Here is a 23,464-nt window from a genome sequence, read left to right on the forward strand (position 1 = left end):
CATTATTTGAACTGCAAGAAATAACAGTTGCAGCTGTTATAAAAGGTATTGAAATACTTGCTAATGTTAATAAAATTTTGTTAGATTTCTTCATGATATCTCCTTAGATAAAATTTTTATATACAAAACAAAATTATAGTTTTTTTTTTTTTTTTTGCAAAATTTGATAGCAAAATAGCAAAAATTTGTTTTTTTGTATGCCATAACATATTATTATTTTAGCTTTACTACGAATTTGCTATTATCAAAAACATATGCAAAAATAAAGGTATCATTATCATTAGCTTATTCGTCAAATAATTTATATTTATGAGAATTTTACAATTAAAATTAACTTAAAAATGAGATAATGTTGTTTCCAATTTAAGGCATCTCTTTAATCAGACTCAGTTTCTCAGCAGACACAAATGATAAATAACAAAAAAATAACCAAACATCAGATACAAAAATTTTTTCAATTATTTTGTTGTTTGGTTATTTTTATATAATAAATTTAAATTTGCGTAATTACCATTCTCAAATCTCTTAATAAAAAGTAGGCTAGAAATTAATTTACACAAAAAATTCTTACACATCCTTATTAAAAAGATTTAAATTATGTTCCTTATTTTTAGACTTAAATGGAGGGGATAGGAAAGCAAGATTACTTATGCTACCTTTTTTATTTTTTTTAAAAAATCAAGCTTTAAGTTAAAGTTTATTTATTTTTTAAGCTAAACGATACTTCTTAACTTCTGAAAAATTTATTAATCTAAATAGCATTTCAGCATTCCCTTAGTGAATTCATGAAATGTTTATGCATTATTTTATTGCTTCTTTATTTTTTGAAGTTCTTTTTCTTTAACAGATACATTCTCTTCTTCTAATTCTAATTCTTTTTCATTTTTTAGAATTTGTTTTTTTATATTATCACTTTCGCTAAGAATATTTTTAATACTTAAATCAGCATCGTTTATTGTTTTAATTATTTCTTGATTAAGACTATAAATATCATTAAAATTATTTTTTGCTTTCTCTAATGTTTGCTGTTTTAGATTAATTTCAATAGCTATTTTTTCTAATTCCTTTTGTGCTTCTTTGAGTTTATATTTTTCATTATTTAGTTTCAGTAAAGCAGCATCATTTTTTTGCTTAGCATTTTCATATTCTTTTTGTTTTTTATTTGTTAAATTATTATTATTATTATTATTATTTGTTTTATTGATAGCTTTTTCAATATCTTGCAGTTTTTTTATTATTTGCTCTACTTCCTTAGTTTTTTGGCCTACATTTTCAAATAAACTTTGAACTTTATGATTAGCACTATTTAATTCGTGCTGAACTTTTTGCAATTCTATATTATTCTTGTTAGCTTTTTGAACAGATTCATTTTTATTAGCAGCTAGCAGTTCATGTCTTTTATTTAAATCACTTAATTCGTTACTTTTTTGATTTAACACATCAGTTTTTAAAGAAATATCATTGTTAATACTTTCAAGCGCCTTCATTAATCTCTTATTATTCATAAAAGAATTTTGCTTTTGCACTTCAACATTACTTTTACTTTTCTCATTTTTAGCTACTTCTTTTTGCTTTTCATCCACAATTTTTTTTGCGTCTCTTAGGCTTTGTTCCAATGCAGCTAAAATATCATTAGAACTATTTAATGCATTATTAGCATCTTGAATCTCTTGATTTTTTGTTATTCATTTTTCCTTAGTTAATCTTAAATTGTTTTCTGCATCTTTTCTGCGTTTTTTAGCTTCAGTGGCTTCTGCTCTTGCCAATTGTAATAATTCAAACTTATCATTCTTTTGCTTCTCTTTGATTGCTACATTAGCATCAGCTTCTTTTAGTTTCTTTTCAGATTGGGCTTTTCTTTCAATATTTTCGTCTTTTTCTTTAGTTAACTCCAACAGTCTTTTCTCTGCTTGTAATATTTTTCCATCAAAATCTCGATATTCCTTTACTACTGGCACAATTTCCTTTTCGAGTTTTTTCTTTTTTTCTTCCCATTCTGCCAATTCTTTTTGTGCCCTTTCATAATCTTTCTCAATACTACTCTTTTCGGATTGAAGTCGATCAATTATCTCTCAAATTCTATCCTCCGCCGCAACTCCTCCATCACCAATACCAGTATCAGATCCATTGGCCTCAGCAATTCTATCTAATGTTTCATGATAATCACTTATATTTTTATTATATGAATCAATTAGTTTCTTATTTTTTTCAACCAATTCAGATAATTCTCCGATCTTGATTCTCATAGATGTACGATTATTTCCTAGTTCAACTAGGTTATTTTCTAATAATTTTTTTTGATTAGTAAATTCAGCTATATCTAATTTTTTTTGTTTTATTTCTTCTAAATTTTGCTTAATTCTTTTTTCGATATTTATAGAACTTTCAGCAGCACCATCTTTAAGATCATTTGCGAGTTTTAAATTTTGTTTCAAAATTTCATATTCAATGTTTAACTGATTAGCATAACGATCTTTATCGATTTCATCATTTTTAATATCAGCAATCAATTTTTCTATTTTCTTAATGGCTCCATCAACTAATTTTATTTCATTGCCTAGTTTATTAATCTCTTCATTTTTTTGCTTTTTATTTTTTTTAATTTCATCTAATTGTGTTTGTAAGTTATTTTGTGTATCTTGAGCTTGTTTCAATAATCTTTTTGATTCTTCCAATTCATTATTTATTTGATTAAAATTTTGCTCTTTTTCTTGATATTCGCGTTTAGAATTTTCAATTTGTTTTAAGATGTTTTTTTGAATGTCCTTTGCTTTTACTAGATTATTATTTGCTTTCTCTAATTCTTTAAAAATACGACCTGCGTCAATGGAAATTTCTTCTTCAAGTCTACTTGCTTCTTGAACTTGATTGTTTAGTTCAATATTTGTAGAAATAAGACTATTCAGTTTTTGAGTTGTCTCACTTACTTCCTGCTTTGCATCATTAAGTTGTTTATTTGCTTGATCTAGTTGTTTTTGAGCATTATTTAATTCATTATTTATTCTATTTTTATCACTATTAAGAGCAATTATAGTATTATTAGCTTTTTCTGATTCTTTTTTAGCTTCTTCTAATTCCTTAGTTTTCTTTGCTAAATCATTATCTATATCAATAGCGTTAGAAGTTGAAGATTCAACGCTTTCTTGAGCATTTTTAACCTTATTTTTAGCTTTTTCTAGTTTCCTATTTGCTTCATTTAATTCTTTGGTTAGTTTATCTAACTCATTATTCGCATAAATAACGCTATTTTCTAATTCTTGTTTATTTTGCTCCGCATCTTTTTTTGATTTTTCAAGCGTTTTTATTTTTTCTTTAATAAGTTGAAGTTGTTTTTCCAAAGCTTCCTTATTTTCCCTGGTTTTATTTAGCTTTTCATTAGCTTTGTTTAATTCTTCTGTCTTAGAAATTACATCCCTATTTTTTAATAAATCATTTTGCTTTGCTTTCTCTAGTTCGCTGTTTGTTTTATCTAATTCATCTTGTGAATATTTTTGCTCAGCCTTTAAGGTTTTAAATTGATGAATAAAAACAATTTTATTATTGTAAACCATCTGGAATTCATAATCAGTATTAGGAGATAACGGTTTCTCATTATTTATCCCAAAATGCATATTTTCGCTATTTTTTCCGACTGTGTGAGACTTTCTAACTATTTCATATGGTGTTTTTTTGGCATAAAATAAAACTAAAAATGTTCTATCCATATTATCATTTTCATCAATATTTTTCAAATTAAACACTGCTGAGTTTGAAGCAATTTTCTAGTCCTTTATTTTTAAACCTTTAATATCATTTGCACTATTAACTCCATTTTTATTGGCATTTAAGAAATAATAAGCAACCAAAGCGCCTGTTGCAACAATTGATAGTGAAAGGGATAAAGCTAAAATAATGTTGCCACGTCTTTTCTTTTTTTGTTTGTTTTCGCTAGTATTTTCCATAAATTTATACTCTTTCTTTTTTTAAGCTATCATTTTCAAATATTTTTCAATTTTTATAGGTTATATGTTACATTTTTTTTTTTTTTTTTCGCAAAGTTGCTTATTTTGTAAGGCTATCATTATTTATAATAATGATAAAATTTGTATATGTTTTAGCTTATTTATCCAATATATTCATGCTTTCTAACCCTGGGTAATAAAAAAGAGGCAACTGCCTCTCTCTGAAATAATTTACTTTTAAAACAGGAATTCTTACATCTTCTTATTTTAAAATTTATTGTAAATAATTTCATTGCTTTCATCATCATTTGAATATTTATTATTCAAATGGGATTTAGATTTAGATGAATCAAAACCTGAAATTGTCAAATATTCTTGTGTATCATCATCTGTATGATTTTCGATTTCACTATTTGTGAGTTTAAAATCATTTTCTTCTTTATTGTTGGTTCTATTTATTCCTGTAGCAATTACAGATACATAAATTTCACCAAGTTTTTCTGCTTCTTCATTAGCAGGAGAACCAACGCCAAATATAACATCAATATTTTCGCCAGCAACATTCTTTAAAACATCAATTGCGGCTTCAAAATCATTGATAGTACTATTTCTTGATGACGAAAAATAAACTATTGCTTTAGTGATACCTTTTATATTACTTTCTAAAATAGGACTGCTTATCGCATTATGCATTGCTTTCTGCGCCGCATTTTCACCAGTTGATTGTCCGATTCCTACAATGGTTTCACCACTGTTTTTAATTAACGTTTCTAGGTCGGCTAAGTCTAAATTAATCAAACCAGGTACAGCTATAATATCGACAACAGTTCTAATAAATTGCTTAACAATATTATCTGCAACCTTAAAAGCATCCTTAAAAGAAATTTCGCCAAAAGATTCTTTCAATTTATCATTTGAAATAATAATATAAGAATCTACATTTTTCTTTAATTCTTCAATCCCTTGGAGTGCAATCTGACTTCGCTTTTTTCCTTCAAATGAAAAGGGTGTAGTTACAATTGCTATTACCAAAGAATTTTGTTCTTTAGCTAATTTGGCAATCACAGGGGCTGCTCCAGTACCGGTGCCGCCACCCATCCCAGCAGTAATAACTACTAGGCTAGCATTTTTTATCTTTTCCTTTATTTCATGTGTTGAATGCTCGGCAGCTTGTCTTCCAATTTCTGGATTAGCACCAGCCCCGATACCTTTTTTATCACCTAATTGTAGTGTTAGTGATTTATCAAATTTATCTAGAATTTGTCTATCTGTGTTTGCAACAACAAATTCTAATCCATCAATTTTTGTATCAAGAAGACTTTGAATACTATTATTTCCACCACCACCAACACCGATAACCTTAATATTAGCAACGGAATTGAAATTTTCAAATTCTGGCATGGCAGTACTCCTTACTTTTTTTCTACTTTATCTTTAATTTAACTAAATTATATAAATAAAATTGAGTTTATTTTTTGTAATTAAAAGAATATCCTTTTTCCTCTCGTTTATTTACGTCTAAAATAAATAATTCAGAGGTTATAGTCATTTCTTTAATAGTATTTTGTCTTTTGTTAACAAGATTAATAATTCCCATCATTTCATAACTAATAACATCAATTGCGCAATAAGCTTTGTCTGATAAATAATTTAAAATTTTAAAGTTTTTAAACGTTTTTATGGTTTCTAGGAATTTGCTATTACTTACATTAAAATTAACTTTTATATTAATATCTTTTATATTTTTTAAAAAAGATTCAACATAATCATTAATTTTTTTTAAATAATATCCAAGAACTTTTTTAAATAATAAATTATTGCCAGAATTTAAATTACATTGCCATAAATTAAATTTAGTATAAGCTATTTTTTTGGTAGTTTTCAATTGTTTAGCAATGAATTCAATTAAATAATCTATTCCTAAATTAACATTTTTTTTAATTATAACTACATCATTTTTTAAAACATTTAATTTCAAGCTGTAATCATCTAAATAAATTTGGGTAGCTATTCCAGAATCTCTTTGTTGATTAAAATAAATATTTTTAAGAAATTCATAGTCATAAATTTTTAAAATATTTAGGTTATTTTTCTTAAATAGATTAAAAATGTTTTTAGCAACATTTCATTCTAAAAGATTAAGACTTATTAATTGATTGTTATTATCATTATTTAGATATGAGTAATCAAATAAGTAATTACTATTTGATTTTTCTAAGTAGTATAGTTTCTTAGCTAATTCATAATTAGTTAGCTTTTGATTACTTTTATTAGAAATTATTTTCTTATTAATTTTCAAAAAAGGTGAATCTTGAATAATTACAACAACATTTTTTATTGTCAAAGATATGGTTGCTTCAATTTCTTTTTTAGTTTTGCAAATAAATGAATCTAACTCAAATAGGTTAAAAATTGTGCTACTAATGCTTCTTTTATAAATCAAAATATTTCCAAAAGAATTTTGCTCTATAACCTCAACAGAAAAACTGCTGACCTCAAATTTGTATGCTATAATAACACTTTTCTTCATAAATTAACCTATTTTTGTTATCACTCTCATTTTTGCGCTACGTGATCTTTTATTATTCTCAAATTCGCTTTGAGAAGGAAAAATAATTTTTTGTTTTCACTTTAATTCAGTCTGAACTGGCAATCTTTTTAATTTAGGATCTACATAATTTAAATTTTGAAAGAATCTTTTGACTTTTGCATCTTCCTTGCTATGAAAGGTTATAATAGCTAACTTGCCGTTAACATTTAATAAATCTATAACCTGATTTAGCAAATCATCTAATGCATTTAATTCATCATTAACCGCAATCCTTAAAGCTTGAAATACAGCTTTCGATGGATTCTTTTGTCTAACAATTTTGGCTGGTAATGCTTTTTTAATAATTTCATTTAATTCAAAAGAAGTACTAATTGGTCTATTTTTAACAATTGATTTCGCAACTATTCTTGCTAGCTTTACATCACCATAATCGTATAAAATTTGTGCAATTTTATCTTCTTCTCACTCATTGACTATTATATGTGCATTAAGTTCTGCATCCAAATCCATTCTCATATCCAGTTTTGTATCCTGTGAATATGAAAAACCTCTTCTAGCATCATCTAGTTGTGGACTAGATACGCCTAGATCAACTAAGATTCCATCAACTTTTTCAATATTAAGTTTCGCTAATTCTTCTTTCAAGAATCTAAAATCACTCTTAACTAATATAAAAAGGTCACTCACTAATTTTAATTTTTGTTCGGAATCACGTATTGCTTCAATATCTTTATCAAAGCAAATAAGTCTCCCGTTACCTTGGTCTTTTATTTTTTTTAAAATTTCAACACTATGTCCAGCTCTTCCTAAAGTTAAATCAAGATAAATCCCATTTGGCTTAATGTCTAATGAGTTAACTACTTCATTTAGCAAAACAGGAATATGTTTTTCTATAATTTAACCCCTTGTTCAAATAATTTCTGAGCTAGATTATTAATGTCAATTTCATCTTCGAAATATCTTTCTTTTGCATCATAAACTTCTTTTGCAAAAAGTTCACAGGTGTTTCCTGATCCGATGAAGACAACATCCTTTTTGATAGTGGTTTTAAAAGCTAAATGTTTCGGAATAATAATACGATTTGACTTATCTGGCACAACTAATTCTGTATTTGCAAAGATAAATCTACTTAATTCTCTCAAATCTCTATTAAGCAAATTATTATCCTCAAGTTTAGATTTTAGTTTTTCAAACTCAACCTTATCTCTCAAAACTAATTGTTTGTCAAAACCAATTGTGATAAAAAATTCTTTTCCTAAATCATTAAGTATTTTAGGTGGAATGACAACTCTTAACTTGTCATCTAAGCTTCGCTCGTATTTACCATACATTTCCACTTCCTCCCACTATCAACCAAATTTTACTATTTTTATAAACTATTTTTTGAAAAAAGTATTTTTTTAATAAAAAGCGACAAGTTTATATTTTTTAAAATTAACAAATGAATAATTAATAATTTAGAAAATTACTTTTTTACTAAAATTTGCTAAAATAATTTACATGCTGGTTTAGCTCAGATGGTAGAGCAACTGATTCGTAATCAGTGGGTCGGGGGTTCGATACCTCTAACCAGCACCATAATTGCCGATAATACGAGATATGATGGTGCTTATATAAATAAATTAAAAATTTTTATTAAGAAATATTTTTTTAGGTTATAATAATTAAGCATTTACTTATATGAGTGCCGACTTAGCTCAGCGGTAGAGCAGCTGGCTGTTAACCAGTTGGTCGTTGGTTCAATCCCAATAGTCGGCGCCAGTATGGCCCTATGGTGAAGTGGTTAACACATATGGTTTTCATCCATACATGCGTGGGTTCGAGTCCCGCTAGGGTCACCATTTGGAGAATTAGCTCAGTTGGGAGAGCATCGCCCTTACAAGGCGAGGGTCGTGGGTTCGAGCCCCTCATTCTCCACCATTTGTAAATCACCAATAAAAAATGCCTTCACGGCATTTTTTTTATGCTTTTTTTGTTATCCACTAATTTAGGTGCATAACAAATAAACCAACATAATAAGATTTTTAACTATAAAAAAAAGTAATTCCGATTACCGCAATGAATTATCATATATGAAATAATTGCATCAATATAAAAATCACAAGCACCCAAACTAACTGCTTTAAAATTCAATTTATGCTCTAAATTTTTAAGGGCTTTATATTGGCTGCCAATGCCTAAAAACATTTCAAATAATTTCATTTTCCTCATAACATATTAAGTTTAGCGCGCAATTTGAATTATATTAATTATTTTTTCATTATAAAATTTAAAATAAAAAAAGAAAGGTATTTATAACCTTTCTAAACAACATATTTAATGATATGGTGCGCGAGGAGGGACTTGAACCCTCACGCCGGAAGCATTAGTGCCTAAAACTAACGTGTCTGCCAATTTCACCACTCGCGCATATATGGTGCCGTTTATAGGACTTGAACCTACGACCTACTGATTACAAGTCAGTTGCTCTGCCAACTGAGCTAAAACGGCTTACTTATTTAATGCTATATTATTATATATAATTTTTTTGTTATTTAATAAAAAAAAGTAGCATATATTTTAATTTTTTGAAATATGATTCAAAACACCTATTTTTATTTTATACACTTTTATAAATTAGTAAATTAGTGTTTTTATAAAATAAAGAGATATTTTTTAACTAGCAAATCAAGTAAAACTTGCCTCATGATAAATATGGTAATCTTCGTTAATACATAAATCCAACACTTAATTTAAAACTAAGAAGATAAAGCTTTTGATATTCAGTTATCTCATCAATAACCCCTTCAATTGATTAAATAATTTAAAAATGATATAATAAATTACATTGAGGAAAAATGTTTTTTAAGATTAATAAAAAAAGAGGAGAATCAAGTTTTTTTGCAATTAAAAAATTTGCAAAGGAACATAATATTAAAAAGATTGGTCATAGCGGTACTCTTGATCCGTTAGCCCAAGGTCTTTTAATAGTTGCTAGTGATGATGATACAAAAGTTTTGCCATGACTTATTAATGATACAAAACAGTATTTTGTTGAAGCTTCACTTCATTGCTCTTCTAAAAGTTATGATGAAGGTGAAGAAGTTATTTTTTTAAAAAATAAAAAAATGATTACCAAGGAGCAATTAGAAAATGCGCTAAAACATTTTAAAAATCAAACCAAACAAATTCCTCCAGTTTTTTCGGCCAAAAAAATAAATGGACAAAAAAGTTATGATTTAGCTAGAAAAAATATAGATTTTTCATTAGCAGAATGTAATATTAAAATACACAACTTGGAGTTAATAGATTTTAACTATCAAAAACAATCATTCATCATTAGGACAAAAGTATCAAAAGGAACTTACATAAGGTCATTAATTCATGATATTGGAACATATCTTGAAACGGATGCTGTTGTAAATATTTTAAAGCGAGAGAAAATTGGGAATATTAAATTAAATGAAAGTCTCGATTTTGAGCAAATCAATAACATAAACTCTCTTTTTAGAGTAAAATTATATACACTTACACATTTTGAAGTGAAATTAATAAAGTCAAAATCGGTTTTTTTCGATAGATTTAAAAACTTTAACGGAAAAGGCCTTTTTACATTTAATAATCAAATAATTGGTTGAGGACAAATAAATAACGGTTTCATAACCTTCGACAAGGTTTTATTCAACCGTATATTTTCATTGCCTAGTTAAGAGGTTAAAATGAATAACAAGTACAAGATGGTTGTGTTTGATATAGACGGTACATTGCTACCATTTGGCATAGATGAACTTTCTCTAAGAATGAAAGAAATGTTTCGCAAATTAAAAGATGCAGGTTATATTAATGTGCTTTGTTCAGGACGTGATATTTTTACAGTCGGAAAACAAATACATAATCCATATGTTGATTATTTTATTGGTGCAAATGGAACATTTATTTTAGATTTAAAAACTAATGAATACATATTTGAACAAACTATTGATTATAATGATTTTGTAAAGTTCAGATTATTTGCTAATGAAAGAAAGATACCATTTTCATTTGTAGGATATAAATGGGGCTATTATAATGATTTATTTAATCTAAATCACTGATTCTATCTACCTTATAAAGATAAATTTATATCAGAAAAAGAATTCGAAACAAAAAATGATAAAAACTATCTAATCACTGTTAGCACAAATAATCCCGAATATTGATCTAAGCAACTTAATATTTTATTCGAACACCATAATATGAATATGTGAGTTTTAGCAACATGACCTGGGGGAATATTTCTTTCAGCTAAAGGCATTACCAAGGCCGTGGGTCTAGAAGTATTGGGCAAACTGCTGGATATTAAGCCAAGTGAAATGGTTGCATTTGGTGATTCTGAAAATGACATTGAGATGCTAAAACTAGTTGGTTTAGGAATAGCTATGGGAAATGGAGAAGATACCACTAAAAATGTTGCTAATGAAATATGTTTACCTGTTACCGAAGATGGACCATATTTCAAACTAAAAGAAAAAGGATTTTACGAGTAATCGTAAAATTTTTATTTATTTTTAAAATTATTAATTAAAGTAAAATTATTAATATGAAAATTTTTGAATGAAATTTTAAACAAATTTTTGAAATAAATAATGACTTAATTATGGTTTTAGGCAGTTTTGAAACTCTTCATCTAGGACACTATGAATTAATCAAAATTGCAAAGGACCTAAAAAATTCAGGGGCAAATTACAAATTAGCAATTATGCTATTTAACCAACCATATAAAAAGTCGAAAATACATGAAAACAAGGCCTTCCAAGTCCAAACAAGACTATATACATTATTTAATTTAGGATTCGATTTCGTATTTTTGGTTGATGTTAATGAAGATACAATGAATGTTTCACATTATGACTTTTGCAATAATTTAAAAAATAATAACGTTAAATATGTTGTATGCGGTAATGATTTTTATTTTGGCTTTCGTAGAAGTGGCGATGTTAATTACCTTAAAAAAAATTTTGAAGTCTATACAGCAAACGAACGAAAGATTAATAAAAGAAAAATTTCCTCAACATTAATAAACGAATTAATTGATGAAGGCAACATTTCGGCAATAAATAATCTACTTATTGAAAAATATGCTTTTATTACCAATTTTGATAAATTTCATTTTAAATATCCTGAAAATATCAAAAAAATTAAATCAGGAATTTATATTACAAACGTTGTAATTAATGATATAGAATATCACGGTTTAGTTAAAATTGGCATAAAAAATGATGAAGGTTTTGATAATGTTGCCTATCTTTTAGATCTTGATATAATTCCAAGCAAGTATCAAGAAATATTTGTCGAGTTTGAAGCATTAATAAGATATATCAGTCTTAATCATGAAAATAAAATTCAAGACAGCGATATACAAATTGCCAAAAAATGATTTGCTAAATAAATTAAATTTGGATACTGTGGATAATTTTGTATAAATCAGTCTCAAACTTATTTTGAAGGTAGTATAAAAAATTTTGTGTAAATTTATCTCTGGCTTACTTTTTATAGTAAGAGATTTTTGAGATTAGCAATTACGAAAATCTAAATTTATTATGCAAAAAACAACCAAACAACATGACAAAATTGGAGAATTTTTCTTCCAAATATGTTGTTTGGTGGACTGTAGATAATTTTGTGTAAAAATCTTCTGTTAAATATTTGCTATTTAGTGATCTCTACACAAAATTATCTACGATAGCATTTAAAAGCACGAGTGCTATAGACTTTCAATAAAATCATCAAATTTTTGACTAAATTCGGTGGTTTTTAATTTATTGAAAAAAGGCATACCAATAACTCTTCAATTACCATTATTTGGCATAAGATTGATGTCGCTGTTTATCAAGCTCAATAAATTCGCTTTCCAATTATCATGTTCGATTAGATGTGTACCTTTAGGTTCAACAAATACTTGCGAACTTATTTTATTGGTTTTGAAATAAAGAAGAAAATCAGGTTCAAAACGATCACCACTATCAAAATCATAAAGTGCAAGATCACTAAAACGTTCATTTCTAACTAAATAGAATTCAATATTTTTGTTTTCGAGTCGCTTTGCATAGTTATCACTAAATCATTTGACAAATTCTTTTTCTTCACTTGTTCCATAATTTTCATTAAAAACATATCATTTTTTAGAACTAAGATCCATTCTAAGTTTTTCGCTTGCTTTACTTTGAGGGTTACCATTTCCGTCTTCATCCTCAACATTAGCAACATATATTAATTTATCTTCAATAACATCTTTAAGATATTTAGGACGTAAAACTTTTTCACCTACGCTTGCATCTTTGAGCGAATAAAGATAATTTTCAATTTGTTTAAACGCATCCATAACAGCACTAAAAATATCTCTTCCACTTATTTTTGCTTTCGAGTCATTAGACTTAAAGATAATTTTGACATTTGAACCTAGATAATCAGATGAAGTTAAAAATTCTTGAAGTGATTTAAGATTAGAAAACTTAGATTTTAGAAAATCAAACTTCAGTGTTTCAAAATAAAGCGCACAGCCCTCAAGAATGTGATATTCAACATCTTGAAGATTAAGTTGTTGAACAATTTTAAGTTCTTCTATTTCATTATCTGATTGTGTGTCTAAATCAAAAAGTTTTTCCTCATTAGCCTTAATTTGTTTAACTTTAAAATCAATAGTTTTAGTAAAATTAACTTTATCTTGCTCGCTTGGCATACTATTTTGTTTTGGAACTCTTTTGTTAGTTCAAACTAAAGCATTTTGAAAAAATTCTGAATTTTTAAATTCTTCTTTGAGTTTAATTTCAACTACTTTACCATTATCATCATCAATAAGACCAGTTTGTTTAAGTGTATTTTGAAGGTCATTGATATAGCGTGAATCATTTTTACAGTGATAATAAAGAGTTTCGAGAACACGGTATTTATTGCCTAAGTCTGCATCGAATTTTCGTTTGTTTCGATTTTGTTCATCATTGTTATACACAAAAGGACAATAACGGGCTCCACGTCCAATTAATTGAGCTTCTTTGATAGTATACTTGTTGGTTTTTACGCGTGTATTTTCTTGACGTTCATCATGCAGTCTAACAATATCAAAAAGGTTAAGCACATCTCAACCCTCGTTTAGTTGATCAACTACAAAAATACCTCGCAAGACATTATCTTTATCTTCCAACGTATTGAGCAACACTTGCGTTTGTGCATCAATTGCACTTTCAGTGGATGAGTTAATAATGACTAGTGTTTGCTCACGAAAACTTTCTTTGAGTAGATTAACTAATAATTGATAGTCTTGATGTCCTATTTTTTTAAAGTAACTAAGACTTTGCTTCATAATTGGAATATCAATAGTTTCAAGAGCCAATATGTCTTCAATGCTTAGTTTTTGAATTTTTTGCTTAAACTCTTCAAAAAATTTTTTACTTTCTGCAATGCTTTTTGACTTAAATAAAACCACTGGTTTTATTTCTAAGCCTAAATCATTAAAAAGCATATGACGATATTCACTAATAATTAATGCTATAAGCGATCTTTGTCAATATGTTGTCTCAGAACTAATGTTTTGAAAGTTTTTGGTTCATTTTTCGTCTCTAAAAGTTTTAAGTGGATAGTCAAAAACTAGCTTATCAATGTATTTTTTGTTAATATCTTCATCATTAAGACCTGCAGTTGCGCTAAATTCAAGTAGAAGCGATTCGGGATGTTTATTATATAAACTAATTACAGTGTTTTCCCAAGAAGGTTCTTCAAATATCTCGGGTTTTGGTACTTTACTTTTGGCTTTTGTGCTTGCATTTAGATGATGAGATTCATCACTGATGAATACTACTTTTTGATTGCTAAAATCATATTCACTCATAGCATTTTCGCGTGGACTAATAATGTCATTGTGTAATTTTTGAATGGTTGTAAAACATATATTAATTGAGTCTTTATCAATGTTTGAAGCTTGAAAATTATCAACAATATTGATTTTTATTGTTTTATTGAAGCATTTTAAAGGCGAAGCAAATAAATATTTTGAACTTGCTGGATTTGCAAAGTTTTCTTTAGTTTTTTCAAGAATATTGGTTTGTGATACAAAGAAAATAAAGTTTCTATAACCTTGTTGATATAAAAACAGAATTAAAGCAGCCATTATTACTGTCTTTCCACTCCCTGTTGCCATTTGGAATAGGTTGTGTATTTTATCTTGAGTACGTAATTTTGTATTACCTTCATCAAGATAATACAAAATAAATGACTGAATTGCTCTAGTTTGGTAATCTCTCAATTTAATTTTAGGATTTAGTCCATTTACAATAAATGTATCAAGGTCTTTAGGTGGAAAATAATCTAATATATTTTTTAATTTATCAGCTAAATTATTATTCATTCTCTGCCTCATAAAACGATTTGCTAAATTGTTTGTCAGCTTCACTAATTCCATATGACTCATCATCTATTTGAGAATAATTTACATACAATTTGTTTTTGTTAATTATTGAAATAAGACGAGCTTTTTTCTCATCAAGACTAAGTGAATCAAAAGTACTTAAGCTAGATTCAATTTCTGCTTTACTTAAATAAGGAATTATGTCATTAGAATTTAGTATTTGGTCTTTAACACAAACAATATTGTTGCTAGTTGCTTTTTTTACCAAATCCACTCATTTTTGTGTATTTTGAGCTAATTCGCAGTACACAAATGAACCGCCTCCCTGTCAGCCTACTAACTGAGATATTCCGCCTTGCTCACCATCAATAACTTTTTTAAGCCTTGCTAGTGTGATATCTTCAATATAATCCATTTGCTCAATACCAATATATTGCCGATTCATTTTGTGTGCTACAGCAGCGGTTGTTCCTGAACCAAGAAAGAAATCTAGAATAATATCGCCCTCATTTGTAGTAGCATCAAGGAGTTTTTTTATCAATTCTTCAGGTTTTTGACCCGCACCAAAACCTACACTTTGTTTTGCTCCTACGATCCAATCCATTGAATAAATCCCGTTTTCCTTTGCTTTTATAATGCTTGAAGTCATTATTTTAGAACCTGAACTTGATAATTCAAATGTATAGGTAGGTTTATAAAAAATTTTACTACGCACCTTACAAAAATGGTAGATTGTTTCATGAACGCGAGGCCATATGGTGCTAGTCGCTTTATACCCAAAAGGTTTTCCGCTTTCTCATATCAACTCTTTAAAATAATCAAATCCCAAACTTCTAATCAAAATATCTAAATATGACTTCATATTTTCATCTATACTTATAAAAATACTTCCATCATCCCTTAATAATTTTTTGGCTAGCTCTAATCTGTTCTTCATAAAGACAAGTCATGTTGAATTGTTGAATTTATCATTGTAATTAAATGAATCATTGCCAGTGTTGTAAGGCGGATCAATATAGATACATTTAACTTTTCCTTCATATCTCTTTAATATAGAGCTTAATGCTATAAGATTATTCCCTTTAATGATAAGATTATCTTTTTTATTAAATAATATGTTTTGTTCAACTCCTTGTGAGCTATAACGTTTTGCATTAACTAGGGCTTTAGGATCAAGAAGTCTGTTAATATCATCAAGCCCAAGAGTTTCATTGAGCATAACTTCACTACATTTCTGGTCGTCTTTGTCTTGATTGCCAACTAAAACACAATCTTTGAAGGGGAATGAAAGTACAACATCGTTGCTTTCGTCAAGAAAGTGTCCATTGTCATCAACTAGGCCAATGCGATTTTTAAAAGAAGTAAAACTATCAGGCATAAAGTCTTTTAGGTTGATAAAATCTATGAATTTTTTGTCATTAAAAATTCATATGTCTTTAACCTTAACAAAGAAATTTTTGCATATTAATTCATTAGAATAAAGAATTTCCAAAAGATCGCTATCATGATTATTAACTGCAGCAAAAATATTACCTAATAAAAGCTTATTTTGTTCGGAAGAATAATACTTATTATTATCTTTAAGTATATCTAATAAACATTGAGTTAATGACGTGATTTTTGGTTCCATATTAGTCCTTTCTTTGCAGTTTTTTTGTTGTAAAAACTATAATTAAATTTCATATCTTGTTCACTTATGCTGTGGGAAGTAAAAAACTATAATTTTGTTTGAATTATATAAAAATTTTATCTAAGTTAAGGTGATATTGTTAAGAAATACAACAAAATTTTATAGACATTAGCAAGTATTTTATTACTATTCATAAATACAACAGCAGTTATTCCTAATTGAGGACCTGCTTTTAATCAATTACAAATTATTGCTAAAAAAGAAGATTAAATAATTAAAACAACCAAACAACATATTTGGAAGAAAATTTATCCAATTTTGTCATGTTGTTCGGTTGTTTTTTTGCCTAATAAATTTAGATTTGTGTGATTGTTATTCTCAAATCTCTTACTCAAAAAGTAAGCAGGAGATAAATTTACACAAAATTTCCTATACTACCTAAAAATATATGATTATTAATGTTTCATATTAAGAGATTCTAGCAATCCATTAGCTTTTGAAGCCTCTTTTTTAGCCCTATCAAGTTCTTCGATTTTACTATTTGAAATAGATTCTTTTTGTTTAATTTCCTTATTTGATTGGGAAATCTTCTTATTTAATTTTAAATCCTCTAATAAAGCGTTCTGAAGATTATTATTCGTTGTGTTAATCATAGAATCTGCTTCCTTATTTTTTTGGATTGCTTCTTCATTATCTAAAATCGCTTTATCTAGTTGTTTTTGCTTTTGATGCAAATCATGAGTTTTATTTTCAAAGTCTTTATCAACATCTTTTATTTGGCCTTGAATATTGTTCTTTTCAAGTAAAGAATCATTATTTGATTTCTTAGCATTTTCATAATCTAATTGCTTCTGAGCTAATAAATCAGTTTTATTTTTTACATCTTGATTAGGTAAATTAACCTTATTTTTAGCATTGTCCTTAAGATTATTAGCATGAAGTATTGCCTGATTTAATTCACTTAAACTATTATTTTTATCTTCCAATTCTTTCTTTTTTTCTTCTAAATTAGTATTTAAATTTATAAGATCTTGCTCTGTTTTCGCCTTATTTTGCGATGCTTGTTCAATCAATTTAGCATTATTTTTTAATTCATTATTTTTATCAGCAACTTCTTTACTTTTATTATTTGTGTTTTTAAGTTCTTGTTGGTACTTTTGATTAGCCAGAGTTATATTATTAAGTGCCTCTTGCAATTTATTATGAATATCGGTTTGTTTTTGAATTAACGCTTGATGATTTTTTTGCGACTCTTGATGCTTAGCATTTGCACCATCTAAAGCCTTTGTTTTTTTATTGACATCTTCTTGTTTCATGCTAGCTTCTTCATTCGCACTTTGCAATTTCTTTTCCAAATCCGTCTTGCTTTTTAGCGTTTTTTGGACTTGCTTATTAGCATCATCAACAGCACCTTGCTTTTGAGATACTAAAGTTGTCTCATTATTAACCTTTTGTTTTAATTCATTTAATTTTTCTTGTAAGAAAGACTCTTTGTTTTTAGCTTCTTGCAATAATTTTTGAGCGCTCTGATGTTGCTTATCTTTATCATCATGTTCTTGTTTAGCTTCTTGCAATCGATGCTCTGCATCTTTTTTAGCCTGGCGTGCTTGTTCTGCCCCAACACGTGCAACCCCTAATTGACTAAGTTTTTGTTTAATTACTTCTTCCTTATCCTTTACGGACTTTATTGCTGTATTTTGTTTCTGTTCAGATTGAGATTTTAGCTGCTCATTGTTAGATTTAGATTCTTCTAGCATCCTTTTATCATTTGTTTTCTTGGTAATATCAGCTTCAATTTCTGAAATTTTTTGCGAAGCTTCACCAATTAGATGTTGTTGCTGATTTATCTGGTCTTCATATTTCTTGAGAGAACTAGTTAAAATAGTTGTATTTTTATTAATTTCAGCAATTTTATTATGAATAGCATTTTCATTATTTTCTTGCTTATCATATTCGCCTTCAGCATCCAACCATTTTCTTTTAGCTTCTTTTTCTTCTCTTAAAGCTTCATTATATAGAGATTCTTTATGTTGTCTAATAAAATATTCATCCCTACCTCTTTTTGAATTATTTCAATCTTTTCCCTTTTGCTCTGCGTCAGCCTTTTTTTGCAAATAAGCTTGATATGCCTTTTGTTTTTTATCTTCCAATGATTTCTTATTTCTTAATATCTTTCCCAGTTCTTTTTCTTCTTCGTTACGCTTATCATCTTCAAAACCAATTATTGTTTTTAAATTTTCATAAGCATGATTCAATTCATTAAGTTTTTTATTATGATTTTCTTTAATGCCCTCTTGCTCTACTTTCATCCTATTAGCTTGGTCAATATCTTTTTGCTTTTGTGCTAAATCTATAATTGTTTTTTCAAGATCTCTATTTCTTCTATCGACTTCGCTTGTTGCGCTATCCTTTAGACCTTGAAGCCTTTTTAGTTCTTGCTTTAATATTTCATACTCATTATTCAATTGATTAGCATATTGGTCTTTATCAGTCTCATTTTTTGATGCGCTATCTAGCTCCCTTTGAAATTTATTTCTATCATTTTCTGCGTCGGTTTTTGCTTTGTTTTTCTGCACTAAATCATCATTTTTTTGCTTAGTGTTTCTTATTGCCTCTTCTAGCTGAGACTCAATTTCTCGGTTTTCAGATGTGGCTTGTGCTAATGATTTTTTAGCTTCTTCTAATTCCTTGGTTTTTTGATTTAAATTTTGTTGTTTTTGCTCATAATCAAAATTGGATTTTTTTATTTGTTCAGCAATACTGTTTTGAGTTTCTTTTACCTTTGACAATTCAGAATTTGCATCTTGCAAATCTTTAGAAATACGAGCTATATCATTAATATTCTCTTTTTCCAATTCATTAGCTTGTTGTACTTCATTATTTAGTCTTATATTTTCGTTGGTAAGGTCTTCGGCTTTTTGTCTAGCATCATTTGCTTCTTTTTGTATATCTGCAAGTTTTTGATTTGCTAAAGCTAATTGTTGCTTAGCGTTGTTTAACTCATTATTGATTCGGGTTTTGTCAGTATCAAGAGTATTAAGAATTCTATTTATCTCTGCAACTTCATTTTGCATACGATTTATTTCTTTTTCAGATTCATTTTTAGCCCTTAATGAACTATTATATTCATCTGTTTTTGAATTAAGATCCTTAATTTTTTTATTGATATTTTCCTCTTGTTGTTCAAATTCAGAATTAGCACTGTTTTGGGCATTTATCGCATCTTGCAATGCTTTTTTTGCTTCATCTAACTCTTTGGCTTTTTTAGCTAAATCATCAGATTTTAGAATAGCATCTTTATTAACGCTATCATGATCTGAATTGGCCTTATCTTTTTTATTTTTTGCCTCTTCTAGGGCTTTTTTTGCTTCTTCAAGTTCTTTGGTTAAACGCTCAACTTCTTTAGTGGTGGAAATTACATTATTATTTGTTAGTAGTTTATTTTGTTCGGCTGCTTTTTTTGTTTTTTCAAATTCCTTAATTTTTTCCTTAATACTTTGTAATTGTTTTTCCAATTCATCTTTAGATTTTTTGGCTTCTTCTAGTTTCTTATTTGCTTCACTTAGCTCGTTGGTTTTGGAAATAACATCATTATTTTTTAATAAAGCGTTTTTCTTAGCTTGCTCTAGATCTTGTAATGCCTTTTCTCTAGCTTTTTTAGCTTCTTCTAGATCTTTATTTGCTTTTTCAAGTTCTGCCTGCTTGTCTTTTTCCTCTAGCTTCAAAGTTTTAAAGTGATGAATTAAAACTGTTTCACCATTATAAATCATCTGAAACTCATAATCAGTATCTGGATATAAAGGTTTTTCATTATTAATCCCAAATGACATAGATTTTTCTTCTTTATTAATAACATGAGTCTTTCTTTGTACATTATAAGGAGTTTTCTTAGCATAAAATAAAACTGAAAAAGAACGGTTAGTGTCATCATTTTTATCAATATTTTTTAAATGAAAGATCGCTGAGTTTGCAGTAATTTTTTGGTCTTTTATCTCCAAAGCCAAAAGGCTTTTTTTATCATGCTTATTTTTATTTGTAAGATAAAAGGCTGCAATAGCTCCGGTTGTAATTGATGCTGCCAATAAAGCTGATGTTAATAAAATAACATTACGTTTTTTTCTTTTTACTTTGTTTTCTTCTACATTTTTATTCATAATTTCTTATACCTCTCTTTGATAAAATTAGCTTTTGTAAAATGCCCAAGATTTTTCAAGAAAATATTAACATTTTTTTTTTTTTTTTGCAAACTTGCTACCAGTGTTTATGTATCATTATGAAATAATGATAAAAAGAGGCTGTATGCCGCCTCTTTTTATCGTGTTTTAAAAAAATTGCTATCTTTTTAATTTATTCAAATCTTTTTTTAATTCATCCAGCTTATTTGTTATTTGCAAAATTTCTTGATTTTTCTTATTAACTTCCTTATTAATTTTATTTAACTCTTGGTGTGTCTCATCCTTGATTTTTGATAATTGCTTAATCGAATTAACCATTTGATCTATGTTTTTTTCATTCTTTGTTTTTTGATTATTAAGGTCTTTTAATTTCTGTGCTAATATCGATAAGGAATTTTCTTTTCCTTTTGTTGTTTTTTCATAGTTAGCAATATTTTTAGACTCCTCATCTAATTGCTTTTTAATAATTTCTTTTGAAAACTGCGATGCTTGTGTTTCTTGCAAAAGAAGATTTTTATTATTTGTTTTAGCTTCAATGTTCTTTTTTTGTAAACTAATGTTCTTATTTTGCTCTTCAATTTGATGTTGAACTTTTGAAATATCTTCCTTAGCTTTTTTGATTAACTCATTTAAGAGAGGAATTTCATCATTAGCTTTTTTTAATTCTTTCATTCTATTCATTAGTTCATTTTCTAGTTCGAGCAATTTATTATCAATAGCAGCCTTTGCTTCTTTAGCTTCCTTAAATTCATCATCTTTTTGTTTAGCATCTTTTATTTTTTGGGTAACTTTATCATTTTCTTGAGTTAATTTTTCTCTTTTTTCTTTTCTTAGTTCTTCAGCTTGTTTTTTATCTTCTAGTAATTTTTGCAGTAGCATTTCTGCATCTTTTTTCTTTTGTGCTACAGCTGTCATTTTTTGTTTGACATCATCTAATTCATTGGTTTTTTGTTCTAATGATTCTCTTTTTTGCTTAATTTCTTCTTCTAAATTACTTAGTTTATTTTGAATATTGCTTTCAGTTGTAAGGCTTTGTTGATTTTTTTGCTCTGCTGCATCTACTTCTTGTTGATTGGTTTGCACATTGCTTTTATTTTGTTCCACTTTTGCATTTGCATCATCATGTTTTTTCTTAGCTTGTTCACTTTTAGTTTTTGCCGCTTCTAATACTTGCGTTGCTTCAGAAATTTCATTTGATTTTTGATTTAAATCACTAGTTTTTTGTGCAATTGTTGCTGAAATGGAAGATAATTGACCATCAAATTTTGCTTTTTGTTTTTTTACATCATCAAATATTGTTTGAGCATCATTTTTAGCACGTTCTGCCTCAGCCATTTCCTTCGTTTTTTGTGCAAGTGATTCTTTTAGTTTTTCTAGTTCTTGTTGCGAATTAGTTTTTTGCTGATTGAGACTTTCTATTTCTTCTTCAATTTTTTGTTTCTTTTGTGTTTCTTGTTCAATATTTTGCTGTATTTTTTGATCATTCGTTTTTAATTTTTGTATTTTAGATTCAACATCTTGAACCTTACTTGTAGCACTTTTAAATGAAGCATTAACTTCATTGTTTTTATTTGTTAATTCTTCTTTAGTTTTTTGAAGCTCACTTAATTGCGATTCTTTTTGCGAAACTTGTGCTTCTTTAGTTTTTATTTCTTCATTAGCTTGTTTATAAGCTTTATCTGCCTGCTCTTTTGATAATTCAGCTTGCTTCCACTCTTCTTCTGCTTTTTTAAATAATTCTTCTTTTTGGGCTAGTTCTTGGGCTGCTTGTTCTTGGGCTTTTTTATTATCATCTAAGGCATTTCTAGCATTTTCTTCTTCCTTTTTGAGTCATCCTAATTCCTTTTCAAGGTGAGCTGCTCTATTTTTTCTTTCTGCTAGTTGGGTCTCTAAATGTTCTCTTTCATATTCATCATTATCATCATCTTGAATATCTAGTTCTAATTCTTTTATTTCAACTTCTATTTGATTTAGTTCATGTGTTTTACTGTTTATCTCAGAATCTAATCTTTGATGTTCATAGAGCGATTGACGATATTTTTCATCAATATTGGATTTTTTAGATTCAGCTTCTTCCTTAACTTTATTGGCCTCTTCTTTTGTGCTTTGTTTCGATTTTAATTCTTCAGTTTTCTTATCTAAATCATCTTTGGCATTTTTGGCTTTTTCTTTTGTGCTTTGTAATTCGGCCTCAAGCATTGATTTTTCTTTTGTTATAGTATCAACATTTTTTGAAGCCTGCTCTAATTCTGATTTAGTTTTGCTCTTTATTTTTTCAACTTCCATTAAGTTTTGCTTTTCTTTTTCTAGTTCTGCTTGAGCTTGTGCTAATTCAGAATTGTTTGTCTTTCTTTCTGCTTCTTTGTCTTGTATATTTTTAATGGCTTTAGTTAATTGCTGCTGGTTTTGTTCTTCTTGTTGCTTAATTTGCTGATTTTTTAATTCTTCTTGCTGTATTTTTTCGCTTAATTGTGCATGTTGTTTATTGATTTCTTCTAAAGAATCTTTTTTATTTTCCAATTCATTACTTGCTTTATTTTCTTCTTCAGCTAGCCTATCAACCTCCTCTTGCAGCTTATCTTTTTCTTGGTTAGCTTCTTGTATTTCTTTTTGAATTGTTTGTTTTTCCTTGTTTTTTTGAGTCAAATCAGATTCTTTTAACTTAGCATTTGCTTTTGCACTTTCAAATTCATCTTTGGCTTTTTGTTGATTTTCTAATGCACTAGCTAATGATTCCTTAGCCATATCTAAATTCTTAGCTTTTTGTTCTAATTCATTTGCACTTTGTTGTAAATTTTTCTTTGCTTC

Annotated in this window: 14 protein-coding genes and 6 tRNA genes; 7 read left to right on the forward strand and 13 right to left on the reverse strand. The window is 27.7% G+C overall.

Annotated features, from left to right (window positions below; genetic code table 4):
• Positions 1-806: 806 nt before the first annotated feature.
• The 6 genes from ACWXVM_RS02425 to ACWXVM_RS02450 all read right to left on the reverse strand — a co-directional run bounded on the left by ACWXVM_RS02425 (position 807) and on the right by ACWXVM_RS02450 (position 7,823).
• Positions 807-3,731 carry a hypothetical protein gene (locus ACWXVM_RS02425; protein ID WP_455994165.1) on the reverse strand — a complete coding sequence of 975 codons (2,925 nt, stop codon included), beginning with the start codon at positions 3,729-3,731 and terminating at the stop codon, positions 807-809.
• 30 nt (positions 3,732-3,761) lie between these two features.
• Positions 3,762-3,941 (reverse strand): hypothetical protein, encoded by a 180-nt coding sequence (locus tag ACWXVM_RS02430; RefSeq protein WP_455994167.1) that lies wholly within the window; start codon positions 3,939-3,941, stop codon positions 3,762-3,764.
• Positions 3,942-4,208: 267 nt separating this feature from the next.
• A complete protein-coding gene (ftsZ, locus tag ACWXVM_RS02435; protein WP_455966233.1) occupies positions 4,209-5,342 on the reverse strand; it encodes a cell division protein FtsZ in 1,134 nt (377 codons plus the stop codon).
• A 67-nt stretch (positions 5,343-5,409) separates the two neighbouring features.
• Positions 5,410-6,471 (reverse strand): hypothetical protein, encoded by a 1,062-nt coding sequence (locus ACWXVM_RS02440; RefSeq protein ID WP_455994169.1) that lies wholly within the window; start codon positions 6,469-6,471, stop codon positions 5,410-5,412.
• A gap of 3 nt (positions 6,472-6,474) precedes the next feature.
• Positions 6,475-7,389, reverse strand: coding sequence for a 16S rRNA (cytosine(1402)-N(4))-methyltransferase RsmH (rsmH, locus tag ACWXVM_RS02445; RefSeq protein WP_438340912.1), 915 nt, complete (start codon positions 7,387-7,389; stop codon positions 6,475-6,477).
• Positions 7,383-7,823, reverse strand: coding sequence for a division/cell wall cluster transcriptional repressor MraZ (locus tag ACWXVM_RS02450; RefSeq protein WP_438340860.1), 441 nt, complete (start codon positions 7,821-7,823; stop codon positions 7,383-7,385). Before ACWXVM_RS02450 ends, rsmH begins: the two co-directional genes overlap by 7 nt.
• Positions 7,824-7,994: 171 nt before the next feature.
• Here ACWXVM_RS02450 and ACWXVM_RS02455 point away from each other — a divergent pair.
• From ACWXVM_RS02455 to ACWXVM_RS02470, 4 genes are all read left to right on the forward strand, one after another.
• Positions 7,995-8,070: transfer RNA gene (locus ACWXVM_RS02455), tRNA-Thr, on the forward strand.
• Positions 8,071-8,178: 108 nt separating this feature from the next.
• Positions 8,179-8,253 (forward strand) — tRNA-Asn (locus ACWXVM_RS02460).
• A 4-nt stretch (positions 8,254-8,257) separates the two neighbouring features.
• Positions 8,258-8,333 (forward strand) — tRNA-Glu (locus ACWXVM_RS02465).
• 3 nt (positions 8,334-8,336) lie between these two features.
• A tRNA-Val gene (locus tag ACWXVM_RS02470) sits at positions 8,337-8,412 on the forward strand.
• A gap of 108 nt (positions 8,413-8,520) precedes the next feature.
• Here the strand turns inward: ACWXVM_RS02470 and ACWXVM_RS02475 are convergent.
• From ACWXVM_RS02475 to ACWXVM_RS02485, 3 genes are all read right to left on the reverse strand, one after another.
• Positions 8,521-8,694 (reverse strand): hypothetical protein, encoded by a 174-nt coding sequence (locus ACWXVM_RS02475; RefSeq protein ID WP_455994171.1) that lies wholly within the window; start codon positions 8,692-8,694, stop codon positions 8,521-8,523.
• A gap of 123 nt (positions 8,695-8,817) precedes the next feature.
• Positions 8,818-8,901, reverse strand: a tRNA-Leu gene (locus ACWXVM_RS02480).
• A gap of 5 nt (positions 8,902-8,906) precedes the next feature.
• Positions 8,907-8,982: transfer RNA gene (locus ACWXVM_RS02485), tRNA-Thr, on the reverse strand.
• Between the two features lie 347 nt (positions 8,983-9,329).
• On the opposite strand from ACWXVM_RS02485, the gene truB reads away from it, so the two are divergent.
• From truB to ACWXVM_RS02500, 3 genes are read left to right on the forward strand one after another with little or no spacing between them, the layout of a single operon-like run.
• On the forward strand, positions 9,330-10,181 hold the full coding sequence (truB, locus tag ACWXVM_RS02490; RefSeq protein WP_455994173.1) for a tRNA pseudouridine(55) synthase TruB: 852 nt from the start codon (positions 9,330-9,332) through the stop codon (positions 10,179-10,181).
• 9 nt (positions 10,182-10,190) lie between these two features.
• The gene (locus tag ACWXVM_RS02495; protein WP_455994175.1) at positions 10,191-10,997 is read left to right on the forward strand and encodes a YcsE-related riboflavin metabolism phosphatase; all 807 of its coding nucleotides are present in this window, start codon (positions 10,191-10,193) and stop codon (positions 10,995-10,997) included.
• A 53-nt stretch (positions 10,998-11,050) separates the two neighbouring features.
• Positions 11,051-11,899 (forward strand): FAD synthase, encoded by an 849-nt coding sequence (locus ACWXVM_RS02500; protein ID WP_455994177.1) that lies wholly within the window; start codon positions 11,051-11,053, stop codon positions 11,897-11,899.
• A gap of 315 nt (positions 11,900-12,214) precedes the next feature.
• Here the strand turns inward: ACWXVM_RS02500 and ACWXVM_RS02505 are convergent, their stop codons facing one another.
• From ACWXVM_RS02505 to ACWXVM_RS02520, 4 genes are all read right to left on the reverse strand, one after another.
• Positions 12,215-14,851 carry a DEAD/DEAH box helicase family protein gene (locus tag ACWXVM_RS02505; protein ID WP_455994179.1) on the reverse strand — a complete coding sequence of 879 codons (2,637 nt, stop codon included), beginning with the start codon at positions 14,849-14,851 and terminating at the stop codon, positions 12,215-12,217.
• Positions 14,844-16,481 (reverse strand): DNA methyltransferase, encoded by a 1,638-nt coding sequence (locus ACWXVM_RS02510; RefSeq protein ID WP_455994181.1) that lies wholly within the window; start codon positions 16,479-16,481, stop codon positions 14,844-14,846. The genes ACWXVM_RS02505 and ACWXVM_RS02510 overlap by 8 nt, the downstream gene beginning before the upstream one ends.
• 455 nt (positions 16,482-16,936) lie before the next feature.
• Positions 16,937-20,635 carry a hypothetical protein gene (locus ACWXVM_RS02515; protein WP_455994183.1) on the reverse strand — a complete coding sequence of 1,233 codons (3,699 nt, stop codon included), beginning with the start codon at positions 20,633-20,635 and terminating at the stop codon, positions 16,937-16,939.
• Positions 20,636-20,815: 180 nt separating this feature from the next.
• The gene (locus ACWXVM_RS02520; protein WP_455994185.1) at positions 20,816-23,401 is read right to left on the reverse strand and encodes a hypothetical protein; all 2,586 of its coding nucleotides are present in this window, start codon (positions 23,399-23,401) and stop codon (positions 20,816-20,818) included.
• Between the last annotated feature and the right edge of the window lie 63 nt (positions 23,402-23,464).

Source organism: Mycoplasma sp. 2261 (assembly GCF_053851575.1).